Source organism: Micromonospora zhanjiangensis, assembly GCF_042650605.1.
Taxonomy (GTDB): domain Bacteria; phylum Actinomycetota; class Actinomycetes; order Mycobacteriales; family Micromonosporaceae; genus Micromonospora_J; species Micromonospora_J zhanjiangensis.
Genome location: NZ_JBHSBN010000043.1, coordinates 1 through 14826, shown reverse-complemented (window position 1 = coordinate 14826; position 14826 = coordinate 1). Strand labels below are relative to the sequence as shown.

Genomic DNA, 14826 nt, shown 5'->3' with positions numbered 1-14826 from the left:
CCATGGCCAAGCTTCATGCCGGTGATCGAGCCCGACTTGTGGTCCTCGCGTACGACTCCGGCCTGGTGGCCCCGGAAACCTTTGACATCTACGGCCGGCAGGAGCCAGGTCGCTCCGCTCGTGCGTCTGCGGGAGCCGCGCGTCGGTGTCGACCTGCCGGGGGATCCACGGAAGCGACGCTTCGACCACCGTCAAAGCGCTGGTCAGGGCTCGCGGTTCCCCGGTCGGCCCGTGACATGATGGCGCCCATAAGGAAACAGCAGGACGTTGGCGGGCCCAACCGTCGCAGTGGGTCAGGTGCCGCTGCGGACGGTGTGACGGGTGGCAGCGTCGATGCGCGGCTCGCCTTCGCGCAGGACCCCACAACGCCGCAGATGACTCTCATCGACCTGGCGTCCGACCCGTCGGCCGTGGTCCGTGAGGCGGTCGCGACCCGCACCGACGCGCCCGCGCAGGCACTGCGACCACTGACCCGGGACCATGATCGTCACGTTCGGGAGGCCGTGGCGAGAAACTCCCTCGACCTCGGTCGCCAATCTCCTGCGACTCGTCAAGGACGCCGACCGGTGGGTCCGCTGGGGGGTCGCTGGCAACCCGGCCTGCGACGAGTCGATTCGCCGGGTGATGGGGGAGGCCCCCGACAAGGAGCTTCGTGGTCTCCTCGCGGAGAGGCGCGAACTGGAGCCCGAGCTGGCCGCGCGGCTGGTCGACGACGCGTCACCAGAGGTACGGGAACGACTCGCTACCCACACCCACGACCCCGATGTGATCACCGCTCTGATGGCCGATCGCACCGCACGGGTACGCGAGGGGCTCGCCCGCAACCCGCGGACCACCACCGCCCAGCGCAGCGCGCTCGCCCAGGATCCCGTGGTGGACGTCCGCGCCGCGCTGGTGCTCGCGGTCGAGCTGGCCGAGGCGGATCTGCGACGCCTGGTTGACGACCGCTCGGTGCAGGTGCGGATGGCGATGGCGACGTCGGAGGTGGTCCCGCCGCACATCCGGCAGGCGCTCGGTGGCGATCCCGACGAGATGGTTGCCGGTGCGGCGCGGGACTTCCGCCCCGGGTCGGGCAACTCCTCGGTGGTACGGGCTCCGCGCGTCGATCAGCGGGCCTCCGGGACCGGCCGAGGCCGACCGGGCGGCGCCCGGCGCTGAGACCAGCGGAGCCGCCGTCATCCGCCCGCTCGACGTGGACCAGCACGGCACGTTCCTGGGCATGCGGACAGTCATCCCGGGCATGGTCGCGGCCGGTGGTGGCTGCCATGGAGTATGCCGCGCACAACGTCCGGGTCAACTCCGTGCACCCCGGCGCCGCCTTCTACACCGGCGGGATTCCGATGAAGTGGCTGGCGAGCCCGGAGGAGGTCTCGTACGCCGTCGTCTTCCTCGCCTCGGACGAGTCGAGCTATATGACCGGCACCGAGTTGGTCCTCGACGGTGGGCAACTCGTCGAGTGAGTGACGGCCGGCAGAGCCGGATCGCGGTGTGGGGGCGCTTCTCGAGTTCAGGAGCGGCCCGTGGTCAGCCGTGATCGTGGTGTCAGGAGCGAGCGAAGGCGTCGGTGAGCGCGAATATCGCGGCGGTAACCAGTGTCGTGCCCACCCCGATCCCGTTGACGGCGCTGACCGGGAGTGCACGTCGGCGGGCAACGGGCACGGCGGCAGCTGCCACGACGATGACAACCGCGGCCACCGGGTAGAGCAGCGGAGAGCGAAGCAGCGGTGCGAGCGGGATGAAGTGCAGCCCCACCACCAGGGCGATCCAGACCGGGACGAGTTCGCGTCGGTCACGCCGGATCAGCACGCCCGCTCCGATGCCGGCCAGGCCGAACTCGATGCCGACGATGATGCCGAACAGTTGAGAGGTGTCGCGGTCGAACACCGTGCCGGTGTTCCAGATGCTCGAGGCGAGCAGGCCGGCCGCGACCAGGATCAGTGCTGCCAGCACGGACCCGGTGATTAGCCACTTCTTCCAGGGCTTCGGTGGGTGCTCCTGTGCCCAGCCGAACCATCCCATCGCGAAGAAGCCGAAGATGGCGGCCGTCATGGCTGCGTCGCGGGCGAACTCTGATGTCATGGGGTCCTCCGGGACGGCTCGGGTGATCTTGACCGATAGTACCCGGGAGGACTGCCACTACCGATGACGCGGCCACCCAAGGCCGGCCGAGATCCAGGTAAGGGCGGTCTGACATGATCACGACGTGGCAGGCCTCGAACCCACCGCCGGACGTGGTCATGATGGACGTCCGGATGCCCCACATGAACGGCATCGAGGCAACCCGGCAGATCTGCGCGGCCCTGGAGACGGCCTCCGTGCGGGTACTCGTCCTGACCACATTCGACCTCGACGAGTACGTCTACGCGGCGTTACAGGCAGGGGCCCGCGGATTCCTCACCAAGGACGCCACGGCGGCGGAACTGCTGGCCGGCGTCCGCGTCGTCGCCTCCGGCGAGGCACTGCTGGCGCCGAGCGTGACCCGGCGGCTGATCGCCGCGTTCGCCAGACAGACCCCGCCGGCCACCGCACCCCCTGGCCTGGAGATCCTCATTGACCGAGAACGCGAGGTGTTCGCCCTGATCATACTGGGCCGGTCGAACATCGAGATCGCGCAGGAGCTGCACGTATCGCTGGGCACCGTGAAGACGCACACCGGCCGGGTGCTCGGCAAGCTGGCCGCCCGCGACCGGGCGCAGTTCGTTATTTCGGCGTACGAGACCGGCCTGGTGCGGCCGAAGCCGCGCTGAGCCCCGCCAGTGTGTTTCAGCCGGTGCCGCCCTTTTCGGCTCGCAACCGCCGCGACGACCGGGCGGCCAACTCCTGCAGCGCGCCGGCCGCATCCGGCGCCAGTCGCCGAGCCAGGTGAGCGCGGCGCACTCCAACTCGTCCTTGACGAGCCGGCAGACGGATAGGCGCGAAGCCTGGGCTGAATCACCCTACTGCCTGGGCTGGCCGTTGCCGGGTGACCCACCAGCCGGGTACCAGGATGGCCAGCAGGGTCAGGGCCGCCGCAACGCTCACCACAGCGGCGTAAACGGCCGGTGGGCCGGTTGGGTGGATGGTGTCGGCGCGGCCGATGCTGAAGGCGATCAGTGTCGCCAGTGCTGAGATTGTTCCGAGTAGGATGCCGATCATCGCGAGGAGGGTGCCCTCGGTGGTGAGCATGCGCAGCACCTGCGTGCGGGTGAATCCGGTGAGGCGTTGCAGTCCGAACTCGCGGCGACGCGCGGTTGTGCTGGAGGCGAGAGCGTTGATGACCGAGATCGCAGTATAGGCCATTATCGTGGCGACGATGGTGTGGATGGCGAAGCTCTGGGTGCCCGGCGCCTCGTCGAACGCGGCGAGCAGCGCCGCGCGGTCGGACACGGTCAGGGCGTCCTCACCCGAGGTCAGCGCTTCGATTCCGGCGATGATCTGATCGGCGCCGGTGGTGGCGTCGCCGGCGATCAGGATCGTGGTGACCCGGCCTGCGGTGGTGTGGGCGGCGAGGACGTCGGCCGGGAGCACCAGGGTGTCGTGGTCGTCGTCGGCGGCGTACAGTGCGACGACCTCGACGTCGAGGCGGGTGTTGTCGCCCATCCGGAGCGTCATGGGGGCACCCACGCCCACGCCGAGTTCTCCGGCGTGCCGGGTGTTCAGGGCGACTGCGGCTCCGTGCAGGTCATCCGCTGTGCCGTCGGTGATCGTGATCGGCAGGATGGTGCCGATGCCCTGCGGTGCCACGCCGTGCAGGATCCAGCTGTCCCACCGGTAGGAGCCGTCATGCGGCTGCTCGAGGAACCCTGTGCTCCGGACGTAGGCCGAGGCCTCTGCGACCCCCGGCAGTCCGCTGATCTGTTTGACGAGCCCGGCGTCGACGCCCTCGGAGGCCGTGACGGCGACGTCGAAGGCGATGGTCTGGGCGAACTCCTGCCGGATGGCGTTCTGCTCGGTGGACTGTATGTACAGCATCCCGGAGGCGACGCCGGTGAGGACGATGACAGGCGCGACCGCCGCGGCGGTGCGATCGATCGCGGCGCGGGAGTTGTGCATGGCCAGCCGTCCGGGCTGGCCGGCCAGCAGCCGGATCGGCCAGCCCAGCAGAACGGCCAGCGGTCGGGTGAGCAGCGGGCTGAGCACTGCGAGTCCGATCGCGCACACGATCGCCGCGGGCATGCCCGTGCTGGATGCGAGCGGCCCGCTCAGCACAGTCATGGTGACGATGGCCAGCGCGGCGCCGCCGGCCAGCAGCGCCAGGCCGAGAATCACTCGTGCGACACCGACCGGTCGCCGCTCGGGCAGCCCTGCCTCGGCCAGGGCCTGCGTGGGCCGCGTCTTCGCCGCCCGGCCGCCCGCCGCGACGGCCCCGCCGACTGCGGCGAGCATAATCGAGGCGATCGCGATCGCGGTGGGGATCCAGCCCATGCGGAATCCGATGCCGTGGGCGACCATCTCGGCATCGACGAGTCCTTTGAGGATAAACCCGCCGAGCCATCGACCAGGGAGCACGGCGATCGCGGTCGCGATGACCGCGAGGATCACCGTCTCACCGAGCACCAGCGTGCGCAGCTGTCCGGGCGTGCCGCCGATGGCGCGCAGCAGCGCCAGCTCTCGGTGGCGTTGCTGGACTGAGAGCCCCAGCATCGAGGCGACCCCGAATATGGACACCATGATCGCCAGGGCACCAAACACGCCCGCCAGCGATATCAGCGTGTCGGTGGCGAGCATCGCCTGGGGCCGTTCGGCGAGCCCGCGCTGATCGCCGGTGAACGTCACGACACCTTCGGGGAGTTCGGCGTCGATCCGCTCCCGGAGCTGATCGGTGCCGGTGGCGGCCGCGGCCGCCACTGCGATGGCGTCGATCGTGCCGGGCGGCGCAGGGTCATCGAAGACGTAGCCGGTCGCGTCAACCACGCCGGGAAGCGCCGCGATGCTGTCGACCAGGCCGGCGTCGATGCGGACTCGTTCGGGGAGGATCGCCGTGTAGCCCATGTGCGGAACCTCGTAGCCCTGGTCTCCGGCCACGACGATATCGGCCCCTGCCAGCTGGCGCGGTGGTACCGATGTGCGGATGCCGGTCTCCATGAGCCCGCCGCATGCCATCACGATGACCGCGCCGAGGAGCATCGCGATGAAGGCGGCGATGAAGCCTCCGGCTCGGTGGCGCAGAGTGCGGGCCGCCAGCCTGATCATCGCCGCAGTCCAGGCGTCAGGGGAGTCGCGGCATCATCTGCCCAGCCGCCCAGGCTCGTCATCCGCTCGGCCACGGCCTCCGGCGTCGGCCCGTGGAGCTCTCCGGCCAGCCGGCCGTCGGCGAGGAACACGACCCGGTCGGCGTAGGAGGCTGCCACAGGATCGTGGGTGACCATCACGATCGTCTGCCCGGCATCGTGAACGCTCTCGTGCAGCAGCTCCAGCACATCGCGCGCGGACCGGCTGTCCAGCGCGCCCGTGGGCTCATCGGCGAACACGACGGCAGGCGCGGTGACCAGCGCCCGGGCGATCGCCACCCGCTGCTGCTGACCGCCGGACAGCTCCGCCGGGCGGTGCCGCCCGCGCTCGCCGAGCCCCACCCGCCGCAGGATCCGAGCCGCACGGTCGCGGTCGGGACGGCGGCCGGCGAGCTGAAGGGGCAGGAGCACGTTCTGTGTCACGGTCAGCGCCGGAAGCAGGTTGAACGCCTGGAAGACGAACCCGATCCGCTCGCGGCGTAGCACGGTCAGCTGCCGCTCGTTCAGGTCGCCCAGCGCCTGGCCATCGAGATGGACCGAGCCCGACGTCGCGCGATCGAGACCGGCCGCGCACTGCAGCAGCGTACTCTTGCCCGAACCGGAGGGCCCCATCACCGCGGTGAACGTGCCACGACCAAACTCGACGCTCACGTCATCGAGCGCGGCGACCGCACTGCTGGGCCTTCCATATACCTTCCGGACCGAAGCCAATCGCACCACTGCTGGCCCGGTCGCGGGCCGATTGAGATCATGCATTCGTCAGATTCCTTAGTTCAGGGCGCGCTCGGGTGCGGTGTCTCGTCTGGTGGCGAGGCTCCGTTGCTTGAGTGCGGGTCTGAGGTCAGCGCGGCGAGTTACCGCGCGGGTCATGCGGTGTCAGCGTTCGGGCACCTCTTCCGCGCTGGCTGCCCGCAGCCGTTTCAGCCGTTTCAGCCGTTCCAGCTTCAGGGACGGGTTCCTCTCTGCGAGGAATTCGTTCAGGGCCGCGAGTTCCTCCAGGTTCTGACGCCGGCCCGAGTCATCGTGATCCGGGAGGAGGCCGATCGCCTGCCGGATGAGGGCGCCCTGCTCGAGGTACCCGGCGGCATCGAGATCGCGCTCGAACAGCGACACGTCGAAGATCGCCGTTACCCGGTCCACCCGCTCACCTCGTGCGCGGGTACGCCGTGCCAGGTTCCGTCCTTCGAGCAGCACGACCGCCTGGGGTGATCGCGCTTCTGCTTGCCAACAGTGCATCCGCGAGATCGTTGATGGTCTGCGCCGCTGGGGCCGAGACAGCGAGGTATGCCAGCACCCGGCCCGCCACAGGAGGGAAGGCCATCTCCCGGACCAGGAACCGGCTCAGGTCGTCACTCATCCGTAGTTGCCGCGGCCATTGCGCGACCCGGACGCGGTCGAGCTGGACGATGGTGGTGAGGATGTGTGGTTGTCGTCAGTCCGCTGGTCGTGTCCTCAGTGCCTCTTCGCGGTCGAGGGCGGCGACCTCGCGTACGGCTTCGGCGATGGCCGGGGCGTCTTTCTTGAGGATCGCACCGTGGTTGCTGGCGGTCTTCGCGCTCGCCTTGATGTTCGGGTTGCGGGCGGTCACCGCGTCGAGGCTGGTGCGTATCTGTTCCTGCTCGTCACCGCGGCTTCCGAAGGATGTCCCCGAAGCGACCACGTACCGCGTCGGGACGGTGATGTTGTCCAGCACGGGGCCCAGTTCGCGCTCGCGGGAGAGTTGGCCGAGTTCGATGTTGCTGTCGGCCTGCTGTGTGGCGGTCATCCGTGGGGCCAGGCCCGTCGGGCGCAGCAGCGGCAGGAACCAGCCCATCCGCCGAAACAGCTTCCGGATCCGCTGCTCCATGGCCTCGTCGAGCCAGTCGTACGGGAACGCGCCGTCAACCAGGACCGCGCCCAGGGCACGGTCCGGATTCCGGCTGGCCCAGTGCGCCGCGACGACTGCTCCGTAGGACCAGCCCACCAGCACCGCCCGGTCCACACCCCTGGCCGCGAGAACGGCATCGACGTCCCGGACGGCGGCCTCGAAGGAATAGTCCACCGAACGCTTCGATTTCCTGCCGCGGGCCCGCTCGTCGTAGGTGATGTGCCGGTAGTCGGGGCCGAGTTCAGCGATGATCCGCCGCCAGTACCCCTGAGTGGCGAACTGGCCATTGAGGTAGGCCACTGGGATGCCGGGACCGCCGGTGTCGGTGACGGCCAGGGCCGTGTCGTCGACCGACACCATGCCGGTCCACTTCGAACTGGTCGGGGAAGTGCTGTTCTGCGTCATGTTTCCGCTCCTTCAGAGGCTGCGGGCGGCGATGTCGCCGTGGGAGGTGGTGGCGCGGATGTCGAGTTCGGCGGTGCCATCGTTCTTGAGGGTGTTGCTGATGCGGCCGTAGCCGGTGCCGGCGTCCAGGGCGGCCGAGACGCCGCCGGCGGCGGCGACCGAGATGTCGCCGGACCGGGTGCGGAGCACGACCGTGCCGCGCACTGCCTCGGTGATCCGGATGTCGCCCCTTGCGGTGCTGATCTCCGCGGGGCCGTTGAGCCGGCCGACCTCGACGTCGCCGTCGATCGCGGTGAGGCGCACGCTCGCGGCCTCGTCGATCTTGATTTGGCGGTACGCGCCTTCGAAGGCGACGTCGCCAAGGCGGCCGACGCCGCGGAGCTCGGAGCTGGCGGCCCTGGCCTCGATGCGGGAGCCGGCGGGCAACTGGACGGTGACCTCCAGGGAGCCGGAGGGGCCGAAGAGCTGGTTCCTGGGCTCGGGGGTGTGGATCCGCAGGACGCCGTCGGCGTAGTCGACGGTGGTCTGCTCGGCGGCCTGGACGTCGCGACTCTTGGCGGGGTTGGCGGGCAGGACCTCGACGGTGGTGTCGGCGCGGTCGGCGGCGATGAACTGGATGCGTCCGGCGGGGATGGCCAGGACGGCGAAGATCGGGGCGGGGGTGTCGAACTTCCGCATCGTGCTCTCCCGTGCGCACTCGTTGTTTCCGATACTGGAAACGCTACGTTGCTTTCCAAGGCCGAGCAATGCGACCGTTGCGCGGTATCGGCATTTTGGCAGGTAGTGCCAAGGAAATCGTTGCAACGGATGTGAAAGCAACGCAACGGTGACTGCTTCGACCATTGCAATGGGCGACGAGTGAACGCTATCGTCGGGGGCTCAGGGAGCACGAAGGACCACCGAGGAGATCGCGATGCCGGGAGGCAGGCTCACCCAGCAGGAACGCCAGCAGATCGCGCTGGGGCTGGCCGACAGCCTCCCCTACGCCGAGATCGCCCGACGCCTCGGCCGTCCGACCTCGACGATCACGCGTGAGGTGATGCGCAACGGCGGCCCCACCGCCTACCGCGCCGACCTGGCTCACCGCGCCACCGAACGCCGCGCTCACCGGCGCAGGCCCGTCTCCTCCCGCGGGTCGGAGTCAGTCCCCCAGCCGCACGGACGCGACGCCGAGGCCGTGGCCGAGTACGAGGAGACGCTCACCACCGTCCTCATGGCCTCGGGCCTGCCCAAGATGACGGCCCGGGTGCTGACCTGCCTGTTCACCACCGACGCGGGCAGCCTCACCGCGTCCCAACTCGCCCAGCGCCTCCAGGTCAGCCCGGCGTCCATCTCCAAAGCGATCGCCTTCCTGGAGAGCCAGAGCCTCGTCCGCCGAGAACGCGACGAACGCCGCCGCGACCGCTACATCGTCGACGACGAACTCTTTTACCAGGCGACGATCGCCAGCGCCCGGTCCAACGACCAGCTCGTCGAAACCGCACGCCAAGGCGTCGCCATCCTCGGCCCCCGCACCCCGGCCGCCACCCGCTTGGAGAACATCGCCCGCTTCCTTGACTTCATCAGCGAAAGCATCACCCGCGCCGCCGAACAGGCCCGCGAAGTCCTCCACACCAAACCCGGCACAACCTCAAACGACACCGCCCAACCAAGCCCACACCACGGATAGACTGAGGCTGGCCTACGTGGCACAGCCCGACGGGGTCGCCCGGGTGCTGCCCCGCTCCGACGGATCCGACTCGACCGACTCGGCGATCGACGACGTGTGGCGAGACTCCTGGCTCGGTGCGGGCGGCGTCGGGACGGCGGAACCGGTGAGTCTGCTCGGGCACTCGGAGTGGTCGGTCACGGCGGTGGGCGGCTTCGCGCCGGACGTGCTCGACTCCACCGCTGGTGCCGCGCAACGGGCCCTCAACCTCTACCGCCCGGTCCCGCCGGTGCGTGCCGACGCGCTCTCCCCGAGGCCTGCTCGCGACCGCCCACTGCCTCCCCAGGGGACGACCCGCTCGCTGTGTGGCAGGACAGGTTTTGGTGTCGGGGTGTGGTGGCCGCGGCGGCCACTGGACTCGTTGTTCTCGCCGTGCCGACCGAGTGTTCGCGAAGGAAGGATTGGACCTGGTGGCGGTCGATCGGGTGGTGACCGACTTCGCTGACCAGGGAGGTTACCCAGGCGTCGCTGTCGCGATCACCAAGGACGACCCGGTGGTACGCCGGCGGCTACAGCGATGATTCGTGCGGCGCCAGGAGAGATGCACGCCCGATGTCAGCAAGGCAGCTGGCGACGATGTGGGCGTCCGCGCTGAGTTGTTCGGCGAGTTCGCGCAGAATGGGCAGCACCACGGCCGGGTCGGGGACGCTGCGATCGGGATGGGGATTGCGACGAACTGCAGTCAAGCGGCCGTTGCTGTCTGAGCTTCCGCCGAGAGCCCGAGTTCGTCGACTTCGGGCTGCGTGAGGTGCAGACACACCGGTGATGCGTAGCCCTGCCGAAGCACGCGTGTGCATAGGACGGCGACGCGCCGCCGGCGGTCTCAACGGGCAACAGGTATACAGAGAACGGTCCGTCGGCCGGGTGGAGACACCCGGCCGACGGACCGTTCACCCGGGCCTTCAGTGCTTCTCCAACTCCACCTTCGGCAGCAGCCTTGCCAGTGGCTCGAAAAGCCGTGCACCGGGGGGGCAACGGGCTGATCACCTGGAACGGGTCGAGGTGCACGTGCACCGGGTGGTGGAAGTCGCTGATCAGCCGCCAGACCTCGGTGGTGCCGAGGCGGGGCCGGGCCAGCGGGCGGCCGGGTCGGTAGGGCTGGCCGTTGATGGTCCATCCGTGGTCGGGGCGCAGCTGGAAGTGGACCGTCCGGGTCGCGGCGGCTCGGGCGGGGTCGAGGGGCCGGATGTGGCTGAGTCGCTCGGGCAGGGCCGGGTCGTCGTGGGTCGCGCCGGTGACGTCGAAGGCCATCACGTGGGCTGCCGGGCCGGTTCCGAGCCGGTTCACCAGTCGTACGCGTGTGCCGGGACGGTAGCGGGAGAAGTCCACGACCACGTCGAAGCGTTCGGCGGGAGCGATGTCGATCTCCTCGTGGGTCAGTGGGCGGTGCAGCAGACCACCGTCGCCGCCGATCTGCACCAGTCCGCCGCCGGGGGCCGGCGGGTCGAGCGCCAGCTGGTACCGGCGGGCGTTGGAGGCGTTGAGCAGTCGCAACCGGTATCGCGCCCGGTCGGTCCGCAGCACCGGCCAGGGCGCGCCGTTGACCAGGATGACGTCGCCGAGCACCCCGTTCATGTACGGCTCGGTGACGCCGGGGCTGCGCAGGTCGGGGTCGATCAGTGGGTAGCGCAGTGACCCGTCCGCGGCGAACGACCGGTCGGCGACCATGATCGGGACGTCCCGGTCGCCGGCGGGTAGCCGCAGCGCGTCCTCCTCGTCGTCGTGCACCAGGTGGAAGCCGGCCAGTCCGCGCCAGACCGCCACGCCGGTGTGCCCGTGCCGGTGGTCGTGGTACCAGAGCGTGGCGGCCCGCTGCCGCATTGGGTATGTGTAGTCCCGCTCGCCGACGCTGGCCCGTCCGGGTGCGTGGCCACCGTCGTGGTGGCTCGCGTGTGGGCCGCCGTGGTGGTGGCCCGCGTGCGTCTCGACGGTTCCTCCCGCCGGGATGATGAGGTCGGCGGGGTAGCCGTCGCTGTCGACGGGGGTGTGCCCGCCGTGCAGGTGGACCACGGTCGGGTGGGGCAGGGTGTTGCGGTGCCGCACGACGGTCCGCTGCTCGCCGAGGGGGATCAGGGCGCCGGCGATCAGGAGTTGGATCAGGCTGGTCCGGACCGGCCAGGCCGGACCCTTGCTGGTGCGCCACCACGCGACGGCGGCGACGCACTGCACCAGCAGAACGAGCACCAGTAGTCCTCCGTTGAGGCCGTGGGCGGCGAGGGCGTCGTAGTGCCCGGAGAGGAACTCACCGGCGAGGGCTGCCTGTCCGAGGATCAGGAGGGCCGCGACGGTGGTCAGGGTGCGGAAGAGCAGCCACGGCCAGGATCGTGCGCCGTCCGGTGAGGGCTCGCGGTGTTCGACGATCGTCATGTCGGCCGTCCTCAGTTCCGCGGGGCGTCGGCGGCGGCCGGCTGTCGGGTTTGGCGTACGCCGCGACGCCAGACGTCGACGACGGCGCGGGTGGCGGTGATGTCGGCGGTCGGGTCGCCCTCGACGAGGAGCAGGTCGGCGCGGAGATCCGGGGCGACGCGTCCGCGGTCGGTCAGGCCGAAGTGCCGGGCCGGCACGCTCGTGGCTGCCGCCAGCGCTTCGGTCCTGGTCAGTCCGGCCTTGACGAGCAGCGCCAACTCGCGGTGCATGGCGGTGCCGTGCTGCGGGGCGAACGGGGTGGCGTCCGTGCCCGCCAGCAGCGTGACGCCGGCCCGGTGCAGCACCCCGGCGGCGTGCACCGCGTTCGCGGCGCTGCCCGCGACGACGTGGTCCAGGGCGGCGCCCTGGCTGATCGCTTCGAAGTAGGCGAGCGTGGTGACCACGAAGACGCCCTCGGCGGCGATCCGCTGCGCCAGTCGTCGGCCGGCCGGGTCGTCCGACCCGGCGTCGGCATAGACGTGCGCGAGCCCGTCAACGCCGGCGTCGAGGGCGATGGTCACCTCCCGGGTCGTGATGGCGTGCGCGATGGCCTTCAGGCCGGCGGCGTGGGCTGCCTCGACCAGGGCGGACACGACCTCGGGGGTCAGCACGGGCAGGTCCGCGCCGTGCATAACCCCGTCGTCGATGACGATCTTGATGTAGTCGGCGCCGTCGGCGACCCGGGCGGCGACGAACGGCGCAACGTCCGCCACCTCCGCGACGGCGGGGAACGCGCCGGCGGCGTCGCCGAGCGCCGCCAACGCCTGCGGGTCGAGACCGGTCATCAGTTGGCTCGGGTGCCCGCCCGGGGCCGTGGCGAGCAGGCCCGAGCTGCGCAGGTCGGCCACGTCGTCGCGTTCGGCGGCCAGCCGGCGCTGGCGGGCCAGGTTGTCCGGCAGGCAGAACATGTCCAGTTCGGTAGTGACGCCGGCGGCCAGGGCCTGGGCGAGGCTGCCGTCGAAGGTGTGGGTGTGGGCGTCGATCAGGCCGGGCAGCAGGGTCCGGCCGGCGCCGTCGACCTGCACGTCGGCCGGCCGGCCGTCCGGCTCGACGATCCGGTCGCCGTCGATGAACACGTCGGCGCGTTCCACGGTGCGCTGCCCGTCGAATACTCGAACGTCACGGATCACGGTACGCATTGCGGCCTCCAGGGCGGTCGGAGTGGCTCGGCCGGGACGGGATCGTCCCGACTCGGCAACCAGGAGGGCGTCCGTGCCGCCGACTGTGACACCGTGGGCGGCCGGTGCGGAATGGATCACATCCGAGTGCGGAGATGTCACACCTCGACCGGTGGTGGCCTCTGAAGTGGCGAGACCGACCGGAGGTGACACCTGTGTCCGATGACGACGCGCAGCCCGCGCCGACCGCTGATCCGACCACGACCTTCCTCGCCCACCGGGAGCTGCTGTTCTCGGTGGTCTACGCGATGCTCGGCAGCGTCGCCGACACCGACGACGTGCTGCAGGAAACCTGGCTGGCCTGGGCGGCCAGAAACCACACCGACGGTGCGTCGATCGAGAACCCCCGTGCCTACCTGACGCGGGTCGCCGTCAACCAGGCCCTCGCCCAGCGCGCGGCCCTCGACCGGCGCCGGGAGTCCTACGTCGGCCAGTGGCTGCCCGAACCGGTGGCCACCCGGCCCACCGACGACGGCGATGGGGTTGACGCGGTCCTGCGCGCCGAGTCTTCGTCGATGGCGCTGCTGGTGGTGCTGGAAACCCTCACCCCCGCCGAGCGGGCCGTCTTCGTCCTGCACGAGGTGTTCGGCTACCCGCACACCGAAATCGCGGCCATCATCGGCCGCTCCCCGGCGGCGGTGCGCCAACTCGCCCACCGGGCACGTGAGCACGTGCAGGCCCGCCGCCCCCGCTTCCAACCCGATCCCCGACTCCAGCAGCAGGTGACCGAACGGTTCCTGACCGCCGCGCTCGGCGGTGACCTGCGCGGCCTGCTGGCCGTTCTCGCCCCGGAGGTCACCCTGTGGACCGACGGCGGCGGCAAGGGCCCCGCCACCAGCCTGCAACCGGTGCACGGGCGCGACGAGGTCGCACGGCTGCTCGTGGCGATCGCCGCAAATGTTCCGGCCGGGCTCGACATCCGCTACCGGCCGGTCAACGGCGATCCAGCCGCGATCCTGTTCGAGCGCAATGTTCCGTTCGCGGTTCTGGTGCTCGACCTCGACTCCGAGCGAAAGACGGTGCGCCGGGTCTTTTCCGTCACCAACCCCGACAAGCTCTCCCGGGTCGGCGGATGAGGCCGCGGCGCGGCCGATCCGGGAGGCATGCCGCGGGGGCCGAGTCGGGAGCAGGCTGGGAGCAGCCGGGCGCGCTGAACGGCAGTCAACTGCACCCATGGCATCGAACGGAGCTCAACGGCACCCGCGCCCACCGGCGACTCTATGTTCCGCATCAGACTCGGTGCAGCGTCCCGCTTCGCACGGAGTGCTCAGCCGCATCGACCAGCGGTCGACGCTGCTCTATGTGCACTGGCATGGTGGCCGGCAGCCGGCCGGGCCGCGCGGCCAGGACCCGCGTGGCGTGGGGGCGCGCACGCCGCCCGCGTCGGCGAGCTGCCGGCCACTTGCGGGGGGTTGCGGTTAGGGCGCGCCTCCGGCGGGGGCGCTCCGGCTCCAGGATGGCCGAAGATCGCTGGCAGCCGTCGGGTTCGTGGGTGGTCGCGGTAGGGCCATCCCACCCGCCATCGACCCGGGCAAGCCGAGCAGACCACCGCCCGACCCGCCAGCGTCCGTACGAGCCGTCACGGTCCGCCCGTCGTGGCGGGCCGGGCGGCGGCCCGCTCCCCAGGAGAGCGGGTCGACGGCACACGGGATTGGCAGCAGGTCGTCAGGTTGTTGGCGGAGCAGTCCGAGGTCTAGTACTCCAGCAGGAGATCCGTTTCAGGGCTCGGTGAGGGCTTGTTGGGCGTAGTGGCTGGTCTTGGCTGCGGCTTGGTGTTGGCGTCGGTAGATGGACCAGGTGATGACGTCAGCGACGCGTCGGGTGGGTTCGATGATCAGGGCGTGGAACAGTCGTCGGAGTTCGTTGACGGTGATCGGGATCAGGTTGTCTGGGCTGGTGGTGCTGGCCGCTGCCGCTGCGGCGAGGAACGCGTGAGCGGCGATGACGAGGGTGGTCCACCGGTGCCAGGCCCGCCAGCGGCGGTGTTGGTGCTGGTCCAGGCCGAGGCCCGTTTTGGTGGCCTGGAACGATTCCTCGATACTCCACCGTCGG

At 70.3% G+C, this 14826-nt stretch carries 13 protein-coding genes and 1 pseudogene; 5 read left to right on the top strand and 9 right to left on the bottom strand.

All coding sequences use genetic code 11. The annotated features are described in order from the left end of the window. Window positions 1-480 precede the first annotated feature (480 nt). Window positions 481-1158, top strand: a complete 678-nt coding sequence (locus tag ACFOX0_RS31800; protein ID WP_377552946.1) for a hypothetical protein — start codon at window positions 481-483, stop codon at window positions 1156-1158. A 107-nt stretch (window positions 1159-1265) separates the two neighbouring features. Further along, window positions 1266-1460: an SDR family oxidoreductase gene (locus ACFOX0_RS31795; RefSeq protein WP_377552944.1), complete on the top strand. Its 195-nt coding sequence runs from the start codon at window positions 1266-1268 to the stop codon at window positions 1458-1460. A gap of 82 nt (window positions 1461-1542) precedes the next feature. Here ACFOX0_RS31795 and ACFOX0_RS31790 read toward each other — a convergent pair whose 3' ends face one another. Beyond that, window positions 1543-2049 carry a hypothetical protein gene (locus ACFOX0_RS31790; RefSeq protein ID WP_377552942.1) on the bottom strand — a complete coding sequence of 169 codons (507 nt, stop codon included), beginning with the start codon at window positions 2047-2049 and terminating at the stop codon, window positions 1543-1545. Window positions 2050-2192: 143 nt separating this feature from the next. Here ACFOX0_RS31790 and ACFOX0_RS31785 point away from each other — a divergent pair, with 143 nt between their 5' ends. Next, a complete protein-coding gene (locus ACFOX0_RS31785; RefSeq protein WP_377552940.1) occupies window positions 2193-2747 on the top strand; it encodes a response regulator in 555 nt (184 codons plus the stop codon). A 184-nt stretch (window positions 2748-2931) separates the two neighbouring features. Here the strand turns inward: ACFOX0_RS31785 and ACFOX0_RS31780 are convergent, their stop codons facing one another. The 5 genes from ACFOX0_RS31780 to ACFOX0_RS31760 all read right to left on the bottom strand — a co-directional run bounded on the left by ACFOX0_RS31780 (window position 2932) and on the right by ACFOX0_RS31760 (window position 8160). Continuing rightward, window positions 2932-5172 (bottom strand): FtsX-like permease family protein, encoded by a 2241-nt coding sequence (locus tag ACFOX0_RS31780; protein ID WP_377552938.1) that lies wholly within the window; start codon window positions 5170-5172, stop codon window positions 2932-2934. Then, complete coding sequence (locus tag ACFOX0_RS31775; protein ID WP_377552937.1) at window positions 5169-5966, bottom strand: ABC transporter ATP-binding protein; 798 nt, start codon at window positions 5964-5966, stop codon at window positions 5169-5171. The genes ACFOX0_RS31780 and ACFOX0_RS31775 overlap by 4 nt, the downstream gene beginning before the upstream one ends. Before the next feature lie 120 nt (window positions 5967-6086). After that, window positions 6087-6350 carry a hypothetical protein gene (locus ACFOX0_RS31770; RefSeq protein WP_377552935.1) on the bottom strand — a complete coding sequence of 88 codons (264 nt, stop codon included), beginning with the start codon at window positions 6348-6350 and terminating at the stop codon, window positions 6087-6089. Between the two features lie 292 nt (window positions 6351-6642). Further along, complete coding sequence (locus ACFOX0_RS31765; protein WP_377552933.1) at window positions 6643-7482, bottom strand: alpha/beta fold hydrolase; 840 nt, start codon at window positions 7480-7482, stop codon at window positions 6643-6645. A gap of 12 nt (window positions 7483-7494) precedes the next feature. Then, window positions 7495-8160: a DUF4097 family beta strand repeat-containing protein gene (locus tag ACFOX0_RS31760; protein ID WP_377552990.1), complete on the bottom strand. Its 666-nt coding sequence runs from the start codon at window positions 8158-8160 to the stop codon at window positions 7495-7497. Window positions 8161-8395: 235 nt separating this feature from the next. Here ACFOX0_RS31760 and ACFOX0_RS31755 point away from each other — a divergent pair, with 235 nt between their 5' ends. Continuing rightward, on the top strand, window positions 8396-9151 hold the full coding sequence (locus tag ACFOX0_RS31755; RefSeq protein ID WP_377552931.1) for a helix-turn-helix domain-containing protein: 756 nt from the start codon (window positions 8396-8398) through the stop codon (window positions 9149-9151). A 594-nt stretch (window positions 9152-9745) separates the two neighbouring features. Here ACFOX0_RS31755 and ACFOX0_RS31750 read toward each other — a convergent pair. Beyond that, window positions 9746-11557 carry a multicopper oxidase family protein gene (locus ACFOX0_RS31750; protein WP_377552930.1) on the bottom strand — a complete coding sequence of 604 codons (1812 nt, stop codon included), beginning with the start codon at window positions 11555-11557 and terminating at the stop codon, window positions 9746-9748. Between the two features lie 11 nt (window positions 11558-11568). Next, entirely contained in the window at window positions 11569-12735 is a 1167-nt protein-coding gene (locus ACFOX0_RS31745) for an amidohydrolase family protein (RefSeq protein WP_377552929.1), read from the bottom strand. 194 nt (window positions 12736-12929) lie between these two features. On the opposite strand from ACFOX0_RS31745, the gene sigJ reads away from it, so the two are divergent. Beyond that, complete coding sequence (sigJ, locus tag ACFOX0_RS31740) at window positions 12930-13850, top strand: RNA polymerase sigma factor SigJ (RefSeq protein WP_377552927.1); 921 nt, start codon at window positions 12930-12932, stop codon at window positions 13848-13850. Between the two features lie 642 nt (window positions 13851-14492). Here the strand turns inward: sigJ and ACFOX0_RS31735 are convergent. Further along, a pseudogene (locus ACFOX0_RS31735) lies at window positions 14493-14826 on the bottom strand (IS701 family transposase); the annotation flags it as partial.

Coding starts and splice junctions, on each gene's coding strand:
- ACFOX0_RS31775 (WP_377552937.1), bottom strand. CDS start 5,966: ATGCATGATCTCAATCGGCCCGCGACCGGGCCAGCAGTGGTGCGATTG.
- ACFOX0_RS31750 (WP_377552930.1), bottom strand. CDS start 11,557: ATGACGATCGTCGAACACCGCGAGCCCTCACCGGACGGCGCACGATCC.
- ACFOX0_RS31795 (WP_377552944.1), top strand. CDS start 1,266: ATGGAGTATGCCGCGCACAACGTCCGGGTCAACTCCGTGCACCCCGGC.
- ACFOX0_RS31755 (WP_377552931.1), top strand. CDS start 8,396: ATGCCGGGAGGCAGGCTCACCCAGCAGGAACGCCAGCAGATCGCGCTG.
- ACFOX0_RS31745 (WP_377552929.1), bottom strand. CDS start 12,735: ATGCGTACCGTGATCCGTGACGTTCGAGTATTCGACGGGCAGCGCACC.
- ACFOX0_RS31790 (WP_377552942.1), bottom strand. CDS start 2,049: ATGACGGCCGCCATCTTCGGCTTCTTCGCGATGGGATGGTTCGGCTGG.
- ACFOX0_RS31800 (WP_377552946.1), top strand. CDS start 481: ATGATCGTCACGTTCGGGAGGCCGTGGCGAGAAACTCCCTCGACCTCG.
- ACFOX0_RS31765 (WP_377552933.1), bottom strand. CDS start 7,482: ATGACGCAGAACAGCACTTCCCCGACCAGTTCGAAGTGGACCGGCATG.
- ACFOX0_RS31780 (WP_377552938.1), bottom strand. CDS start 5,172: ATGATCAGGCTGGCGGCCCGCACTCTGCGCCACCGAGCCGGAGGCTTC.
- ACFOX0_RS31760 (WP_377552990.1), bottom strand. CDS start 8,160: ATGCGGAAGTTCGACACCCCCGCCCCGATCTTCGCCGTCCTGGCCATC.
- ACFOX0_RS31785 (WP_377552940.1), top strand. CDS start 2,193: ATGATCACGACGTGGCAGGCCTCGAACCCACCGCCGGACGTGGTCATG.